At 73.4% G+C, this 17,309-nt stretch carries 13 protein-coding genes and 1 pseudogene; 12 read left to right on the top strand and 2 right to left on the bottom strand.

Going from position 1 to position 17,309, the window contains the following annotated elements; genetic code table 11:
• Together ACFYWQ_RS17940 and ACFYWQ_RS17935 are read right to left on the bottom strand one after the other, a co-directional pair.
• The gene (locus ACFYWQ_RS17940) at nt 1-2,004 is read right to left on the bottom strand and encodes a glycoside hydrolase family 3 protein (protein ID WP_389517581.1); all 2,004 of its coding nucleotides are present in this window, start codon (nt 2,002-2,004) and stop codon (nt 1-3) included.
• Between the two features lie 486 nt (nt 2,005-2,490).
• On the bottom strand, nt 2,491-3,414 hold the full coding sequence (locus ACFYWQ_RS17935; RefSeq protein WP_389518315.1) for a Rieske 2Fe-2S domain-containing protein: 924 nt from the start codon (nt 3,412-3,414) through the stop codon (nt 2,491-2,493).
• 318 nt (nt 3,415-3,732) lie between these two features.
• On the opposite strand from ACFYWQ_RS17935, the gene ACFYWQ_RS17930 reads away from it, so the two are divergent.
• The 12 genes and pseudogenes from ACFYWQ_RS17930 (at nt 3,733) to ACFYWQ_RS17875 (ending at nt 17,308) form a co-directional block, all read left to right on the top strand.
• Entirely contained in the window at nt 3,733-4,527 is a 795-nt protein-coding gene (locus ACFYWQ_RS17930; protein WP_389517579.1) for a 2,3-dihydro-2,3-dihydroxybenzoate dehydrogenase, read from the top strand.
• 145 nt (nt 4,528-4,672) lie between these two features.
• Nucleotides 4,673-6,283: pseudogene (locus tag ACFYWQ_RS17925) on the top strand ((2,3-dihydroxybenzoyl)adenylate synthase); the annotation flags it as partial.
• A gap of 81 nt (nt 6,284-6,364) precedes the next feature.
• Entirely contained in the window at nt 6,365-6,934 is a 570-nt protein-coding gene (locus ACFYWQ_RS17920; RefSeq protein WP_389518314.1) for an isochorismatase family protein, read from the top strand.
• A gap of 453 nt (nt 6,935-7,387) precedes the next feature.
• Nucleotides 7,388-8,986: a tryptophan 7-halogenase gene (locus ACFYWQ_RS17915; RefSeq protein ID WP_389517577.1), complete on the top strand. Its 1,599-nt coding sequence runs from the start codon at nt 7,388-7,390 to the stop codon at nt 8,984-8,986.
• 97 nt (nt 8,987-9,083) lie between these two features.
• The gene (locus ACFYWQ_RS17910; protein WP_389517575.1) at nt 9,084-10,448 is read left to right on the top strand and encodes a cation:proton antiporter; all 1,365 of its coding nucleotides are present in this window, start codon (nt 9,084-9,086) and stop codon (nt 10,446-10,448) included.
• A 326-nt stretch (nt 10,449-10,774) separates the two neighbouring features.
• Nucleotides 10,775-11,953 (top strand): isochorismate synthase, encoded by a 1,179-nt coding sequence (locus ACFYWQ_RS17905; RefSeq protein WP_389518313.1) that lies wholly within the window; start codon nt 10,775-10,777, stop codon nt 11,951-11,953.
• Between the two features lie 280 nt (nt 11,954-12,233).
• Nucleotides 12,234-12,473 carry a phosphopantetheine-binding protein gene (locus ACFYWQ_RS17900; RefSeq protein WP_389517573.1) on the top strand — a complete coding sequence of 80 codons (240 nt, stop codon included), beginning with the start codon at nt 12,234-12,236 and terminating at the stop codon, nt 12,471-12,473.
• The gene (locus tag ACFYWQ_RS17895; RefSeq protein ID WP_389517571.1) at nt 12,470-13,339 is read left to right on the top strand and encodes a siderophore-interacting protein; all 870 of its coding nucleotides are present in this window, start codon (nt 12,470-12,472) and stop codon (nt 13,337-13,339) included. Before ACFYWQ_RS17900 ends, ACFYWQ_RS17895 begins: the two co-directional genes overlap by 4 nt.
• Before the next feature lie 123 nt (nt 13,340-13,462).
• Nucleotides 13,463-14,467: an ABC transporter substrate-binding protein gene (locus ACFYWQ_RS17890; protein WP_389517569.1), complete on the top strand. Its 1,005-nt coding sequence runs from the start codon at nt 13,463-13,465 to the stop codon at nt 14,465-14,467.
• Nucleotides 14,464-15,486, top strand: coding sequence for a FecCD family ABC transporter permease (locus tag ACFYWQ_RS17885; protein WP_389517567.1), 1,023 nt, complete (start codon nt 14,464-14,466; stop codon nt 15,484-15,486). The genes ACFYWQ_RS17890 and ACFYWQ_RS17885 overlap by 4 nt, the downstream gene beginning before the upstream one ends.
• A gap of 110 nt (nt 15,487-15,596) precedes the next feature.
• Nucleotides 15,597-16,526, top strand: coding sequence for a FecCD family ABC transporter permease (locus ACFYWQ_RS17880; RefSeq protein WP_389518312.1), 930 nt, complete (start codon nt 15,597-15,599; stop codon nt 16,524-16,526).
• Nucleotides 16,523-17,308 (top strand): ABC transporter ATP-binding protein, encoded by a 786-nt coding sequence (locus tag ACFYWQ_RS17875; RefSeq protein WP_389517565.1) that lies wholly within the window; start codon nt 16,523-16,525, stop codon nt 17,306-17,308. Before ACFYWQ_RS17880 ends, ACFYWQ_RS17875 begins: the two co-directional genes overlap by 4 nt.
• Nucleotide 17,309 lies beyond the last annotated feature (1 nt).

Raw genomic sequence — 17,309 nt, 5'->3', positions numbered from 1 at the left:
TCACCGCCCCTTCGCGGGCTGGTAGCGCAGGCCGTACCCGCGCTCGTACAGCGGGTGTGCCGTGTCGTCGGGAACGTCACCGAGTTGCGCCTCCACCTCCTCCTGGGAGGACGGCAGTTCGAAGGGCAGCTCGCCGCCCGGACTGCGCCTGCCGAAGACGGTGTCGAGCAGCACGCCGTCGGAGACCCCGAAGTTGGCCAGGACGGCGTCGGCGGTGCGTGCCACGTCGGTGAGGACGAGCGGCCGGTCCAGTTTGGGGACCGCGACGGTCGGGACACCGCTGCTCGCGGCCTTCTCGAGGGCCTGGTAGCCGGGCTCGGAACCGCTGAACTCCAGGCCCGTGAGGTCGGGTCCGCCCCTCGGGTCGGCGAGTCGCACCAGGGCCAGATCGGCGTCGGCCGGGTCGTCGACCACGTTCAGGCCACGGGCCTCGGCCTCGTCGGCGGAGACTCCGTAGAGGTACACGTCACGGACGTCGCCCCGGCTCGCGGGCAGTGTCCGGCCGTCGTTCTTCAGCAGGGTGAGCGAGTCGGCCTGCGCCTGGTCCCCGACGGCCTGGAAGGAGGCGTTGCCGACGAGACGGCCGGCGGCCTCCTCGTCCACGTACGGGTTCTCGAACAGGCCCAGGCGGAACTTCTGTTCCAGCACGCGCCGGGCGGCCTCGTCCACCCTCTTCCCGGTGACCAGGTTCTGCCGGACGGCCTGGACCACGTAGGAGGGCTGGTCGCTGCCGCCGATCTGGTCGACGCCGGCGTTCAGGGTGAGCGCGGTGCGCTCGAGGACGGTCCGGCTCTCCGCGCCCCACGGCATGCCGACGCCCCACGGTCCGATGAAGGACGCCGGCGGCCGGGTGTTCCGGCACTGCTCGGGGCAGTCGCCGGTGATGCCCCAGTCGGAGACGACGACCCCGTCGAAGCCGTAGGTGCCCCGCAGCAGGTCCTTCAGCAGGTACGAGTTGAAGCCCGCCCCCACCTGCTCCAGCTCGTGTCCCTTGTACGTCAGGTCCTTGAGGATGGAGTACGTGGGCATGATGCCGGAGGTGTTCGCGGCGAACGCGCCCTGGAACGGCGTGATGTGGTCCTGGAAGTTCCCGCCCGGGAAAGCGGCGTAGCGGCCGTAGTAGTAGTGGCTGTCGTATCCGTTCTCCTGGGCTCCGTAGCCCACCCAGTGCTTGGTGACGGTGGCGACGCCGTCCGTCGCCGGCCCCTCGGCACCGCCCTGCATGCCCTTGACGTAGGCGTTCACCTGTCGCGCGGCGTCCTGCGGATCGGAACCGAAGGTGCCGCTGATCCTGGTCCAGCGGGGCTCGGTGGCGAGGTCCGCCTGCGGTGACAGCGCCTCGGTGATGCCGACGGCGCGGTACTCGCGACGGATGATGTCGCCCAGTTGCCGCGTGAGTCGGGGGTTGTCCGCCGCGGCGATGCCGATGGCGTCGGGCAGGGCGGTCGTACCGGATCCGGCGACGGTCTGGCCCTCGACCACCGAGAAGCCGTTGCGCGGATCGGTGGAGATCACCACGGGGATGCCGAGCCGTTGCTTCTCGGCGATCGCCTGCACGCTGTTGCCGGCCGCGGCGACCTTCTCGGGGTCCTTCGACAGGCGCGTGATGGCGGTGGTGACGTGGCGGTCGCCGACGAGTGCGGTCGTCCCGGCCGTGTCGTAGCCGTCACCCGAGACGGGGAGGGTGCCGTGCACCAGGAGTCCGGCCTTCTCCTCCAGGGTCATACGGGACAGCAGGTCCCGGGCGCGCTCGGTGTCGCTCAGGCGCCAGTCCTCGTAGGGGGTGAGCCGGCCGTTGCGGTCCAGGTCGCGGAAGCGGATGCCGTCCTGGCCGAGGATCGGTACGTCCCGTGTACCGAGGCGGGGCTGCGCGGACGCACGTCCGTGGGCGGCGGCCGGCGGGGTGTGCACGCTCGCCTGGGCCATGAGCGCGGCGACGGTGGCGAGGGCGGCTCCCACGGACAGCCGTCTCCGGCCGGCCGTGGTGTGAATACGTGAACGCATGGGTTCCTCTCCGTCGAGGTCCATCTGAGCGCGTACGACAGCCTCCTGGCAGCGGCGACAGGCGTGGGGAACGGAGGAGGCCGGAGGACGACGCCTTCATGCTGTGAATCGACACGTCACTGAAGCGCCTTCAACGTAGGATCACTGTGCAGGTATGACAAGAGGTGTGACGTCGTCAGTGACCCGGCGAGTTCAACTCATGTCGCCGTGGGCCGTTCGACGGCGCGCGTCGTCGCCTTCCCTCGGTGCCTCCGGCCGCGGATGACATCAGCCGGCCTGCCCGTGCCCGCCCCTCAGATCGCGGAGGCGGGCACCGGGAACAGCGTGCAGCTGGTCGTGGCGTGGGTCGGCAGGACTCCTGTGTGTCGAGGTTCCACGGCCGTGGGGCCGGAGGGCGCCGCCGCGCGGAAGGGCGGTGATCCGGACCGGGCGCCGGCCGGCGAGGGGGCAGCGCCCCCGGACGGTGCGGGAGGTGCGGGCCGGCTGTCAGCCGGCGTGCCCGTGGGCCCTTTCCGTCGCCGTTCCGCTCCATGCGCCGTCGGCCTCCCGGCCGTTCCGGCGCAGGCGCACCTCGACGTGTCCGTCGCGGATGCGGGTGTCGAAGGCGGGCTGGGGTGCGGTGGCGGGGCCGCGCACGTTCCAGCCGTCCGAGAGGCGGAACACGCTGCCGTGCCACGGGCATCGGACGCACCCGTCGGCGACCGTGCCCTCCGACAGCGGACCCGCGAGATGGCTGCACCGTTCGGCCAGGGCGTGGACCGTCCCGCCGGATTCGCGGACGACCAGGACCGGCACGTCGTCCACGACGCGCCGTACGGGCTGCCCGGCCGGGAACTCGGAGACGCCGCCGACCCGGTGCCAGACGTCCCGGACCACGTGCGGGACCTCTTCGGCGTGGTTGGCGCCGGACGCCTGCCGGTAGGCCAGGTGCCCGCCCAGCAGGCCGCCCAGCCCGACCGCCGTCAGGCCCAGGAAGCCGTACGTCCGGCCGGCTCCCGTACGTCCCCCGAGGCGGTGGGCGAGGGAGGTCGCGTACAGTCCCACGGCCGCGCCGTTCGCCAGGGCGTGCACCAGGCCCACGCGGGCCTGCTCGCGGTGCAGTTCCGCCCAGTCCACGGCGCCCGCCAGCGCGGCGGGTACGGCCGCGGCCAGGCCGACGCCCACGAGCAGGCCCGCCTCGCGGGAACGGCCGGGCCGCAGGTCCAGCACGGCCGCGGACAGCCAGCTGCCGACCGGCACCTGCACCATCAGCGGATGCACCGGGTGCCCCAGCCACCTGCCGTGCAGCACGTCCCGGCCGCGCCCCAGCGGCAGGGAGCGGACTCCCGTCCGAAGGGCGTCGATCAGCGGATCGGCCCGTGGATCCCGTTCCAGACGGTCCAGGAGCCACAGCATCCGGTTCTGCTTCATCCGGCGGCGACGTCTCGTTGCGCTCATGCGCCGCCGGGTTCCACACCCGCACGTCCGGCAAACGGCGGGGCCGGTTCGAACCGCTGGAGCGGGGCGGGGCGTCCGTCGACGCATGGCGACCAGGACCACGCGGCTGAGCACGCTGGCGATCCCCGAAGTACGGTGCGCCGAGGGCATCGCCCCGTCCTGCACGGCCCTGGCGACCGACCCACCGCGTAGGTATGGTGAGCCAAACCTAACTTGCACGCTCTCGCTTCAGTCCCTGTGAGCCGACACGAGTCCGCTCACCGCTCCGGCATCGCCGGAAAGGATGGCCGAGTGAGTACCGAGCGGGATCTGGCCGGACGGCTCGCCCTGGTGACCGGGGCGGCCCGGGGTATCGGCGCCGCCGTGGTCGAGGTGCTGGCCGAACGCGGGGCGCGCGTCCTCGCCACCGACGTCGACGCACCCGCCGCCGAGGCGCTGGCCGTGCGGTACGGGGACCGGGTCGTCGCCCGCGCCCTCGACGTCACCGACGCCACGGCGGTGGAGGACGCCGTCGCCGAGACCGAGCGCAGCCTCGGCCCGCTGGACATCGTGGTCAACGTGGCCGGCATCCTGCGGGGAGCGGCCGTGGTCGAGCTGGACGACGCGGACTGGGCCGCCGTGTTCGCCGTCAACACCGACGGCGTCTTCCACGTCTCCCGCGCGGCGGCCCGCCGTATGACGTCGCGGGGCCGGGGCAGCATCGTCACCGTCGCCTCGAACGCGGCCGGCGTCCCGCGCAGCGGCATGGCCGCCTACGCCGCGTCCAAGGCCGCCGCCGTGATGTTCACCAAGTGCCTGGGGCTGGAGGTCGCCCGGCACGGGGTGCGCTGCAACACCGTGTCCCCCGGCTCGACCCTGACCGACATGCAGCGCGCCCTGTGGGAGAGGTCCCCCGGTGGCGCGGAGGCGGGCCGGCGGGCCGTCCTCGACGGCGACCCGGACGCGTACCGCACCGGCATTCCCCTGGGGCGGATCGCCGAGCCGGTCGACGTAGCGCACGCCGTCGCGTTCCTCGTCTCCGACCGCGCCCGTCACATCACCCTGCACGACCTGTACGTCGACGGCGGCGCCACCCTCCGCGCCTGACCGCCCCGCTGGAGTGCCGCCGAGTTCCGTTCCCTCGTACCGTCCTGGACCCTGTGGGAGTCTCGCCGTGACCGTCGACCCGACATCCGTCCGCCCCGGCCCGTCCGCCGCCCGGCCCGAGGCCGCCGACGCGCTCACCCCGGGCGTGGACGCGCCCACCTGGCCGGCCGACTTCGCGCGGCGCTACCGTGCGGCCGGTCACTGGCGCGGTGAGACCTTCGGCGGCATGCTGCGTGCCCGCGCCGCCGCCCATCCCGACCGCCTGGCCCTTGTCGACCCCGCGCCCGAACGTCGCACGTGGACCTACCTGGAGCTGGACGAGCGGGCCGACCGGCTGGCCGCCGGGTTCGCCGCCCGCGGCATCGGGCGCGGCGACCGGGTCGTCGTGCAGCTGCCGAACACCGGCGAGTTCGTCGAGGTCGTCTTCGCGCTGTTCCGCATCGGCGCCCTGCCCGTCTACGCACTGCCCGCGCACCGGGACACCGAGATCGGCTACTTCTGCTCCTTCACCGAGGCCGTCGCCTACGTCGTCCCCGACGTCCACGCCGGCTTCGACCACCGCGCCCTCGCCTCCCTGGTCCGGGCGCGTACCCCCGGCCTGAAGCACGTGTTCGTCGTCGGCGACCCGGGCGAGCACACGGCGCTGTCCCACGTACCGTGCGACCCGGGGCAGCGGCCGTTCGCCGGACCGGAGCCGCACGAGCTGGCGTTCCTCCAGCTGTCGGGCGGGACGACGGGCGTGCCCAAGCTGATCCCGCGCACCCACGACGACTACGCCTACTCGCTGCGGGGATCGAACGAGATCTGCGGTGTCGACGCGGACACCCGCTTCCTCGTCACCCTGCCCGCCGCCCACAACTTCCCCATGAGCTCACCCGGCTGGCTGGGCGTGCTGCACGCCGGCGGCACCGTGGTGATGTGCCCGAGGCCCGACCCGGCGACCGCCTTCCCGCTCATCGAGAGCGAGCGGATCACCATGACCGGGCTGGTGCCCCCGCTCGCCCTGGTCTGGACGGACGCGGCGGCACGCGGTGGGCACGACCTGTCCAGCCTGGAGCTGGTCCTGGTCGGCGGCGCCAAATACAGCGAACAGGCAGCCCGCCGCCTGGAACCCGCCCTCGGGTGCCGGCTGATGCAGGTCTTCGGCATGGCCGAAGGCCTCGTCAACTACACACGGCTGGACGACGACCCGGAGACGGTGGTCACCACACAAGGCCGGCCCATCTCCCCCGACGACGAGATCCGCATCGTCGACGACACCGGGACCGAGGTCCCCGACGGCGCCTTCGGCCACCTGCTCACCCGCGGCCCCTACACCATCCGCGGCTACTGGCGCGCCCCCGAGCACAACGCCCGCTCCTTCACCCAGGACGGCTACTACCGCACCGGCGACATCGTCCGCCGCACCCCCACCGGACACCTCGTCGTCGAAGGCCGCGCCAAGGACCAGATCAACCGCGGCGGCGAGAAGATCGCCCCCGAAGAAGTCGAGAACGTCATCCTCGCCCACCCCGCCGTCCACGACGCCTCCGTCGTCGCCGTACCCGACGAGTTCCTCGGCGAGCGCACCCTCGCCCATGTGATCCTGCGCGAGGGCGCCGGGCCGCTGAAGGCCTCCGCCCTCAAGGCCTTCGTCCGCGAGCGCGGCATCGCCGCCTACAAGGTCCCCGACCTCGTCGAGTTCGTCGACGCCTTCCCGCAGACCGGCGTCGGCAAGGTCAGCAAGAAGGGTCTGCGGTCCGCCGCCGAGCAGCGTGCGCAGGCCGGTCCGCGCACGGCGCTCCCGCCCGTCACCGCCTACCCGCTCCCGACCGCCGCCGAGTTGCCCGTCAACCGGGTGTCGTGGACCGTGGACCCGGCCCGCGCCGTCCTGCTCGTGCACGACCTCCAGCAGCACTTCCTGGCCGCCTTCCCCGCCGACGAGCAGCCACTGACCGGCATGCTCGCCAACACCGCACGGCTGCTGACGGCGGCCCGCCGACTCGGCGTGCCCGTCGTCTACTCCGCCCAGCGCGGCGGCCAGACCCCCGAAGAACGCGGACTCCAGCTCGACTTCTGGGGCCCCGGCGTCGCCGACGACCCCCAAGCACTCGCCATGCCCGCCCCGGTCGCACCCCAGCCCGGCGACACCCTGCTGACCAAATGGAAGTACAGCGCGTTCACCCGCACCGACCTCGAAGAACAAATCCGCGGCCGAGGCCGCGACCAACTGGTGATCGTCGGCGTGTACGCGCACATCGGCGTCATGACCACCGCGTGCGACGCATGGTCACGGGACATCCAGGCCTTCGTCGTCGCCGACGCCGTCGCCGACTTCACCCGCGACGACCACGACACGGCCCTGCGCTGGACCGCCGGCCGCTGCGCGGTCGTCACCACCACCGACACCGTCTTCGGGGAGGCCTGACGCGCCGTGCAGTCGGCTCGACGCATCGCCCGGACCGCCACGCGCCGCACCAGGGGCGTCCGACCCCGGTTCGGTGGCGGACCGGCACCGGAGGAGTCTCCGCTCCTCACCCCAAGTCCTCTGCTTCAAGGGCAAGTTGGGCAGGTCACGGGGTGCGGAGTGGCCGATTGTCGACAGCCCCCTCCCCCATTCAGGAAAGTTAGGCTAACCTAACTTCCCGATCGAGGTCGCCACGGCCGTCGGTCCCATGCCTCACGAGTTCCGGCACCTTTCCGCTCCTCGGCCCGACCGGCGGCCGAGGACGCTCCAGCTCAGCGAGACGCCGTCCCTCACGCACGGTCCTGGCCCACACGGTCCCGGCCACACGGTCCCGCGCGTCCGGGACGGCGGCCATCTGTGAGAACAGCTCCCCACGACCACCCGCCTCAGGCCCCAGTTCCAGGGAGACATCACATGACCACGCCCGAGCGCGCTTCCGGCACCGGTACGGGCACCTCCGCCGAGTCCTTCGACGTCGTCGTGGTCGGCGGCGGCCCCGGCGGCTCCACCACGGCCGCCCTGGTCGCGATGGCAGGCCACCGCGTGCTGCTGCTGGAGAAGGAGTCCTTCCCCCGCCACCAGATCGGCGAGTCGCTGCTCCCGGCGACGATCCACGGGATCTGCCGCTTCCTCGGCGTCCACGAGGAGATGGAGAAGGCCGGGTTCATGCCCAAGCGCGGCGGGACGTTCCGCTGGGGCTCCAACCCCGAACCCTGGAACTTCCTGTTCGCCTACTCCCCCCTGATGTCCGGCCCCGCCTCCACGGCCTACCAGGTCGAGCGGATGAAGTTCGACAAGATCCTGCTCGACAACGCCCGCCGGCTCGGCGTCGACGTGCGCGAACAGTGCACGGCCGTGGCGACGCTGACCGAGGGCGAGCGCGTCACGGGCCTGCGCTGGACGGACCGCGACGGCCACCCCCACGAGGCCTCGGCGCGGTACGTGGTCGACGCCTCCGGCAGCAACAGCAAGCTCGCCCGCACGGTCGGCAGGCGCACCTACTCCGACTTCTTCCGCAACGTGGCCCTCTACGGCTACTACGAGGGCGGCAAGCGCCTGCCCGGACCCGACGCCGGCAACATCCTGTGCTGCGCCTGGGACGACGGCTGGTTCTGGTACATCCCCCTCACCGACACCCTCACCAGCGTCGGCGCGGTCGTCAACCGCTCCCAGGTCGGCCTCCTCTCGCGTGACCCCGAGGCCGCCATGGCCCGGTTCATCGAACGCGCCCCCATGATCAAGGACTATCTTGCGGACGCCCGCCGGATCACCGAGGGGCCGTACGGCGAACTCCGCGTCCGCAAGGACTACTCGTACGCCATGGAGCGCTTCTGGCAGCCCGGCATGGTGCTGGTCGGTGACGCGGCCTGTTTCGTCGACCCCGTCTTCTCCACCGGCGTCCACCTCGCCACCTACGGCGGCCTGCTGGCGGCCCGCTCCCTCAACAGCGCGCTCGCCGGCGACCTCGACGAGGAGCGCGCCTTCGGGGAGTTCGAGCGCCGCTACCGCCGCGAGTACGGCGTCTTCTACGAGTTCCTCCTCGCCTTCTACGACATGCAGCACAACGAGGACTCCTACTTCTGGCAGGCCCGCAAGGTCTCCCGGGCCGAGGCCACCGACCTGCGCGCCTTCGTGGAACTGGTCGGCGGTGTCTCCGCGGTCAACTCCGGCGAGTCGGCGCTCCTGGACACGGAGGTGCTCAGGGAGCGCTTCGGCACCTCCTCGAAGGACCTCGCGGACGCGGTCGACCGGACCGGGCCCGCGCAGTCCGAGAGCGGCGAGCGGATGAGCGAACTGTTCGGCACGCAGGTGGTGACGGACGTGATGCAGGGCATGAACGAGATCCAGGCCCGCGCCTCCCTCGGCGGCGCGACGAGCCTGGAGCGCCCCCTGTTCCCCGACGGGCTGGTCACCTCCCCCGACGGCCTCGGCTGGGCGGTCCCGCCGGGTGCCGCCACCGAAGGGTCCGAGGACGAGGACGGGTCCCTCGCCCAGGGCGGTCCGGTCGGATGACCGCGCCGGTCACCGACCCGTCGGCTCCGGTCATCGCCCCATCGACGCCGGTCACCGACCCATCGGTACCGATCACCGACCCCTCGGCGCCGGACCGGTGAACGCCGAGCAGATCACCTCCAGCGTCCTGGTGGCCACCGGCGCGGTCGTGGCGCTCGCGGCGGTGCTCTCGGCGCTGGCCCGCAGGATCGGGCAGCCTCCGGTCATCGGCCAGGTGCTCGCCGGCATCGTGCTCGGGCCGAGCGTGCTGGGACAGCTGCCCGGTGACCCGAGCTCGATGCTCGTCCCGGACGAGGTGCTGCCCCACCTCGGGGTGCTCGGACAGGTGGCGCTGGTCCTGTTCATGTTCTCCGTGGGCTGCGAACTGGACACGTCGCTGCTGCGCCACCAGGGTCGTACGGTCACCACGGTCTCCGTCGCCGCGCTCGTCGTCCCCATGGCGGCGGGCGTGGCGCTGGGGTGGCTGGCCGTCGGCACGGGCATCGCACCGGCGGGCGCCTCCGACGGGTGGGTCTTCCCGCTCTACCTGGCGGTCGCCCTGTCGATCACGGCGATGCCCGTCCTCGCGAGCATCATCCGCGACCGCGGGCTGTCCGGCACGGTGCCCGGCACCGTGGCCACGGCGTCCGCGGCGCTGACCGACGTCGTCGGGTGGCTGGTGCTGGCCGGCGTCGTCGCGCTCGCCGGGCCCCACGGACGCTCACCGGCCGTGCTGCTCGGCCTGCTGGCCTGCTACCTGCCGGCCATGGCGGCCCTCGCCCGGCCGGTACTGCGACGGACCTCCGCCATCCCCGGCGTCCTGCGGGACGGACCGCTGGTCGCGGCGGCCCTGCTGTCCGGGTGGGCCACCCATGCGCTCGGACTGCACGCGGTGTTCGGAGCGTTCCTCGCGGGGCTGCTGATGCCGCGGGCCGGCGACGGAAGCCCCGACCGCGAGCTGGTGTCGTGGGCGGACCGCATGGGCGGCCTGCTCCTGCCGGTCTTCTTCATCACCACCGGCTTCTCGGTCGACATCGGCGGCCTCGGCCCCGAGGACGCCCTGCTGCTGCCCGCCCTGCTCGCCGTCGCCACCGGGGCGAAACTCGGCGGCTGCGCGCTCGCCGCCCGCCTGGGCGGCCGCACCTGGCGGGAGAGCGCGGTCGTCGGAGCGCTGATGAACACCCGTGGGCTGACCGAACTCATCGCCCTCGACGTGGGGAAGAGGGCGGGCCTGCTCGACGACCGCTGGTACGCCCTGCTGGTCGTCATGGCGGTCGTCACCACCGCCATGACCGGCCCGCTGCTGACCTGGTGGCACCGGGACGGAGGGGACGGGCCGGGACAGCGCGCGGCCCACCCGGCGCCGGCCGCCGGCCCCGGCGTTCCCGGCCACGGCCCATGTGAACCCGGTGGAGGAGCCGCCCCCGGACGGGCCGCCGCCGACCGCGCCGAGCTCTGGTCCGCCCGCCGATCGAAAAGCTGATGGAACATCAAATACACGTCAGGCAGAAGGAGTTACTCCCTCTTGCCGCCGGACGGCCACTTAGTTAGGTTAGCCTTACTTCGCTCGACCGAGAGGAGACCCATGCCTGCCGGGAACAAGGGTGCGGCGAGCGAAGCCGACGCCGCCGGTCGGTCACCCGTACGACGTCCGCCGGAGCGCGTCACCGGCCCCTCCCGCCTCTCCGACGCCTCGCCGTCCACGGTCCCCGACCACGGTCGGCACCTCACGACACAGGTCCTCTTGATCTGCGGCACGCCCCCGCGCGCCTGAGAAAGGGATTCGCCGACGTGTCCACATCCGCACTCATGCGCCCCAGCCCCGTGCACCTGGCCGCCGACCTGCTGGCGGCCTACCTGACCGGCTCGTTCTACTTCTCCTCGGCGCGCGGCACGATGCTCGCCGACGGCGTGCGCGCCCGGATCCGCTCCGGGAGCGGCGCACGGGCCCTGGCCGTGGCCGAGGCGCTGGACGCGGCCGCCGCGACGGGGCTGTCCGATCCCGTGGTCGTCGGGGCCGTCGGGTTCCGCCCGGAGGCGGAGGCCGGACTGGTGGTGCCCGCCGTCGTGCGGCGCGCGGGCGCCCCCGCGGACCTGCGCGTCCCCGGCGTGGAGCCCGGCACGGGCTGGCGGGTCTCACCGCGCCCCGCCCCCGCGGGCTACACCGATGCCGTCCGCCGGGCGCTGGAGCTGATCGAGGCCGGTGACCTGCGCAAGGTCGTGCTGGCCCGCGGTCTGGAACTGACCTCCGCGTCCCCGGTCTGGGTGCCCTCGCTGCTGGCCCGGCTGGTGCGCGCGGACCCCGCCTCCTACGCCTTCGCCGTCGACGTCACCGCGCCGGGCGACCCCGCCCCGCGGACCCTGGTCGGCGCCAGTCCCGAGCTGCTGGTCTCCCGGCACGGCGCGACCGTGATCGCCAACCCGCTGGCCGGGTCGGCCCCCCGGTCGGGCGACGACACCGTCGACCGCGAACGGATCGCACGCCTTCGCGCCTCGGCCAAGGACCTCGGCGAACACGCCCACACCGCCGCACGGGTGGCCGAGGTGCTCGGCGGCTTCTGCGTCGACCTGGAGGTACCGGACCGGCCCGAGGTGATCGGTACGCCGACGATGTGGCATCTGTCCACCCGGATCACCGGACGGCTGCGCGACCCGTCGGACCCGGCCTCCTCGGCCCTCGGCCTGGCCGAGGCGCTGCACCCGACGCCCGCGGTCTGCGGCGTCCCCACGGCCGGGGCACTCACGGCCATCGCGGCCCTGGAGCCCCAGGACCGCGGCTACTACGCGGGGATGGCCGGCTGGACCGGTCTGGACGGCGACGGCGAGTGGGCCGTGGCGATCCGCAGCGCCGAGGTGTGCGACCGGACGGTCCGCCTGTTCGCCGGCGCCGGGATCGTCGCCGGTTCGGAGCCCCGGGCCGAACTGGACGAGACCTCCGCGAAGTTCCGCACCCTGTTGCGCGCCCTCGGTCTGGAGGACGTGGCGTGACCCCGTACCGCGCACCGGCGCCGCCGGCCACCCCGTACGCCGGCCGCGTCGCCGCGGGCCCGGTGGAGTCCGGCCGTACGCCCGGCGGCCGGCCCGGGCCGCTCACCGGGACGGGACGCCGGCCCTCCGAGGCGGCTCCGGCGGCCGGCCAGGTCGCCGGCCCCTCCCGTGGACGCCACGACCGGGCGCGCCGGTACGCCGCCCACCCCGGGGGCGTCACGACCACCGCATCCGACGCGCCGGCCGCACGGCCGGCGCCGACACCCACAGGAGCCGGCCGATGAACCAGTCACTGTCCCCCGACCGCATCCGCGCGGACGTCGCGGAACTGCTCGGCTGCGAGCCGGCCGAGATAGAACCCGACGAGAACCTGCGCGACCTCGGCCTGGACTCGGTGCGGCTCATGACGCTGGTCGAGCGCTGGCGCGCCGGCGGAGCGGACACGCTGGAGCTCCCCGACCTGGCCGAGCGGCCGGAACTGGCGCACTGGACGGCGCTGCTGACGGGTGAGACCCCGTGACCCGGACCGGCCACCGGCACCTGGACCGGATCGAGGAGGTCCGGGCGGGCCACCGCCCGGAGAAAGTGCGCTATCCGATCCGCGTCCGCGAGACGCGGGTCGTGCGCACCGCCACGGTGGGCACCGGCCTGCTGCGGGTGACCCTGGGCGGGCCGGGCACCGAGGGGTTCGAGGCGCACTCGCCGATCGACCACGTCAGGCTGCTCTTCCCCGACCCGGACGGCTCGTTGCGCCTTCCCGAACCCGACGGCGACCTGCTGCGCTGGCCGCGCCCGGCACCCACGTCACGGGAGTACACCGTGCGCCGCTACGACCCGGTGGCGGGCGAGATCGACATCGACATCGCCCCGCACGAGGGCGGACTGGCGTCGGACTGGGCGCGGGACGTCCGGCCGGGCACCGTGATCCATGTCGCGGGACCGCCCGGCGGGCTGATCGTCCCGCACGCCTACGACCGCTATCTGTTCGCGGGCGACATCACGGCGCTGCCCGCGATCGCGCGCTGGCTGGAGGAACTGCCTCGGAGCGCGAAGGGCTGGGCGTTCGTCGAGGTCGCCGACGCCGGCGAGGAGATCGCGCTGTCCGCGCCCGAAGGCGTCGAGGTGCGCTGGCTGCACCGCGGCGACCGTCCGGCGGGCACCGGCGGCGCGCTGGCGCGGGCCGTGACCGCCACGGCCGTACCCGAGGGCGAACGGCTGTACGTGTGGATCGCGGGCGAGGCGGGACAGATCAAGCCGCTGCGGCGATGGATCCGCGACGCGTTGCGGCTGGAGAAGGCCGACCACGAGATCACCGGCTACTGGAAGCGCGGCGTCGCCGACTTCGACGACGAGGACGAGCACCCCCACGAGCACCCCCACGAGTGAGCCCCCCCCCCCCACGAGCACGGACACCCCCACGGACACGAGCAAGGAACCAGTACTGACGAACCGTCACAAGCTTTTCCTTCACGGCGAGTTCGTTCCGCACGTTCTCAGGAGGAGTTGCGCATGTTCGCACGCAGATCAGCGGGCCTGGTCGGTGCCCTGACCCTGGCACTGGCCCTCACCGCGTGCGGGTCGTCGTCGGACAGCGGTACGGCGGACACGTCCGGGAAGGAGAACGGGACCCGCGTGTTCACCGCGGACAACGGCAAGGTCACCATCCCCGCCGACCCGCAGCGCGTGGTGGCCACCGGCTACGCCGTGCCGACCCTGATCGAGGCCGGCGCGCCGCTCGTCGGGATCTCCTCGTGGCAGCGCGGGGAGGCCCTGATGAGCGACGAGGACCTGGCCACCTACAAGAAGCTGACCAAGGTCGCGGGCGAGCAGGCCGCCGAGACCAACTACGAGGCCATCGCCGAGGCCGAGCCGGACCTCATCGTCCTCGGGGTGCCGACCCCGGTGCTCGGCGACATCGACATGGAGCGGCTGAAGTCCATCGCGCCGGTCGTGGCCGTCGGTCCGACCGTGCCGTCGCAGTGGCGCGAGGTGTCCCGCAAGCACGCCGACGCCGCCGGCGTGCTCGACGACTACGACGAGGTCAAGGCCGCGTACGAGGCCAAGGCCGCGGAGCTGAGGAAGAAGTACCAGGCGGTGCTGCCGCAGCTGAAGCTGGGGCACGTCGGCGCGTACGGCGACACCTCCAAGGGCACCTTCCAGCGCGAGTTCGGCGGCTCGTGGGGGACCAGCGTCGCCCAGGACATCGGCGCCGTGTACTACGGCAAGGTCAAGAAGGCCGGTCCCGGCTCCCAGTCGGTCAGCGAGTACCCGTCCATCGAGGAGCTCTCGGACTCGCTCGGCGAGGCCGACGCCATCACCTACTCGGTCGACCCCGACGGCAGCGTCCCGGAGTCGGTGCAGTACGTCCTCGACTCCAAGCTGTGGAAGAACCTGCCCGCGGTCAAGAAGGGCATGGCCTTCCCGATCGCCTACACCGAGGCCGCGACCTACGGTGACGCCCTGAAGACCCTCGACGCGATCGACACGTCGTTCGCGCCTCTCCTGGACCGGTGACCGCCGCGGTCCGGACCTCCGAAGGGGCGGGAACCGGGCGGGACCTGCCACGCGTCGGCCTGCTCCTCGGCGGGCTGGTGCTGCTGGCCGCCATCGCCGTGCTGAGCATCGGCATCGGCGCCCACCGGGTTCCGCCCACCGAGGTGGTGCGGGCCCTGTTCGACTACCGGGGGACGAACGACCACGTGATCGTGCGGGACGTGCGGGCACCGCGCGCGCTGCTGGCCACGGCGGTGGGCGCCGCGCTCGCGGTGGCGGGCGCGCTGATCCAGACGCTGGCCCGCAACCCGCTGGCCGAGCCCGGCATCCTCGGGGTCACCGCGGGGGCGGGGTTCGCCGTCACCGTCGGCTCGGCGCTCGGCCTGGCCGGCGGGCAGACGGGCCAGCTGGTCTGTGCCGTCGCCGGCTCGGTGCTCGCCGCGCTGCTGGTGACGGCGGTCGGGCGGCGCTCGCCGCTGCGCCTGGTCCTCACCGGCGTGGCCCTGACCGCGGTGCTCAGCGGCATCGCGCTGGGCCTCAGGCTGATGCTCCCGGACGTCTTCGACGCGTACCGGTTCTGGTCGGTCGGGACGCTGGCCGGCCGGGAACAGGCTCCGCTGGCGCTGCCGTTGGCGGCGATCGGGGTGTCCCTGCTCGGCGCGCTGCTGCTGAGCAGGCCGCTCGACGCGCTGGCGCTGGGCGAGAACGTGGCGCGGACCCTGGGCGCGGGCGTGGCCCGGACCCGGGCCGCGACCCTGGTGCTGATCACCGTGCTCAGCGGGGCCGCCACGGCGGTGGCCGGGCCGATCCTGTTCGTCGGGCTGATCGTGCCGCAGCTCGTCCGCAGGCCCGCGGCCGGATCCGTGCCCTGGCTGATGCTCTACTCGATGGTGCTGGGCCCGGTCCTGCTGCTGGTCGCCGACATCGGATCACGTGTCCTGCTGCCCACCGGTGAGGTGCCGGTGGCCATCGTGACCGCGTTCCTCGGCGGGCCGATGCTGATCTGGGCCGTCCGCCGCCACGGGGCGGGGGCGCTGTGACCGCGGCCGGGCTGCGGGCGGCGGCGGCCGGGCCGCGGGCGGCACGGGTCGCGCAGGTGCTGCGGGCGGCCCGCCGCACCGTGCTGGTCTGCGCGGTGCTGGTCGCCCTGATGCTGGGGCTGGGCCTGCTCGGGCTGTGCTACGGCGCGTCCTGGGCCTCCCCCGGTGAGGTGCTGGCCGTGCTCACCGGGTCGGAGCGCTCCGTGGTGATCCTCGAATGGCGGCTGCCGCGGGTGGCGGCCGGGCTGGTCTTCGGCGCCGCGCTCGGAGTGGCCGGAGCGCTCTTCCAGAACCTGACGCGCAACCCGCTCGGCAGCCCGGACGTGATCGGTCTCGACGCGGGCGCCTACACCGGGGCCCTGATCGCCATCACCGTGCTGTCGGGCACGCCCGCGCAGCTGGCCGGTGCCTCGGTGGCCGGCGGGCTGCTCGTCTCGGCCGTGGTCTACCTGCTCTCGTCCGACCGGGGCTTCTCGGGGCTGCGGCTGGTGGTGATCGGTATCGCGGTCAACGCGATGGTGACCGCGCTCAACTCGTGGATCGTGCTCCGTGCCGACCTGGAGGTCGCCATCGCCGCGGTGGGCTGGAGCGCCGGTTCCCTCAACGGCGTGGACTGGGCGGACCTGTGGCTTCCGTTCTGGGTGATCGGCGTGCTGCTGGCGCTGACGGCCGTGCGGAGCCGCGCCGTGCACCAGACCGCGCTCGGTGACGCGCTCGCGGTGACCACCGGCGTCGCGCTGGGCCGGCTGCGCCTGCTGATGGTGCTGGTCGGCGTCGGCTGCACGGCGACGGTGACCGCGGTGGCCGGGCCGATCGCGTTCATCGCGCTGGCCGCCCCGCAGATCGGCCGCAGGCTCGCGGGCGCGGCCGGGATCCCGCTGCTTCCGGCCGCGCTGACCGGGGCCGTCCTGCTCCAGGGCGCCGACCTGCTCGCCCAGGCGCTGCTGGCGCCGGTCGCGCTGCCGGTCGGCGTGGTGAGCACCGCGATCGGCGGCTGCTATCTGATCTGGCTGCTGACCAAGGAGGTGGGGCGGGCGTGACCGCACGTCTGACCGCGCGGGAGATCACCCTGCGCTACGGCGACCGCGTGGTGTCCACCCGGCTGAGCCTGGACGTCCCCGACGGCGCGTTCACCGCCGTCGTGGGCCCCAACGCGTGCGGGAAGTCCACCCTGCTGCGCGCGTTCGTCCGGCTGCTGCGCCCCGACGCCGGGCACGTGGAGCTCGACGGGCGCGAGGTCGGCGGCTACCCGTCCAAGGCGCTGGCCCGGCAGCTCGGCTTCCTGCCGCAGGACCCGCTGTCCCCCGACGACATCAAGGTCCGGCAGCTGGTGGCCCGGGGCCGTTTCCCGCACCAGTCGCTGCTGGCGCTGTGGTCGGCCGGCGACGAGGAGGCCGTCGACGAGGCGATGGCCGCGGCGGGCGTCACCGACCTGGCGGGCCGCCCGGTCCAGGAGCTGTCCGGCGGGCAGCGGCAGCGGGTGTGGATCGCCATGGTGCTGGCCCAGCGGACGCCGTACCTGCTGCTCGACGAGCCGACGTCCTTCCTGGACATCACCCACCAGTACCAACTGCTCGCCCTGCTGGCCCGGTTGCGCGACCGGGGCCGCACCGTCATCGCCGTCCTGCACGACATCAACCAGGCCTGCCGCTTCGCCGACCACCTGGTCGCCATGCGGGGCGGCCGGGTGGTCGCCGAGGGCAACCCCGCGGACATCGTGGACGCGACGCTGATCAAGGACGTGTTCGACCTGCCGAGCGTCGTCGTCCCCGACCCGGTGACCGGTACCCCGATGGTCGTCCCCACGCTGCAAGGAGAGTGAG

Origin of the sequence: Streptomyces sp. NPDC003247 (assembly GCF_042888135.1) — a bacterium.
In the GTDB taxonomy this organism is placed as follows: domain Bacteria; phylum Actinomycetota; class Actinomycetes; order Streptomycetales; family Streptomycetaceae; genus Streptomyces.
This window is presented reverse-complemented; position numbering and strand designations above follow the sequence as displayed.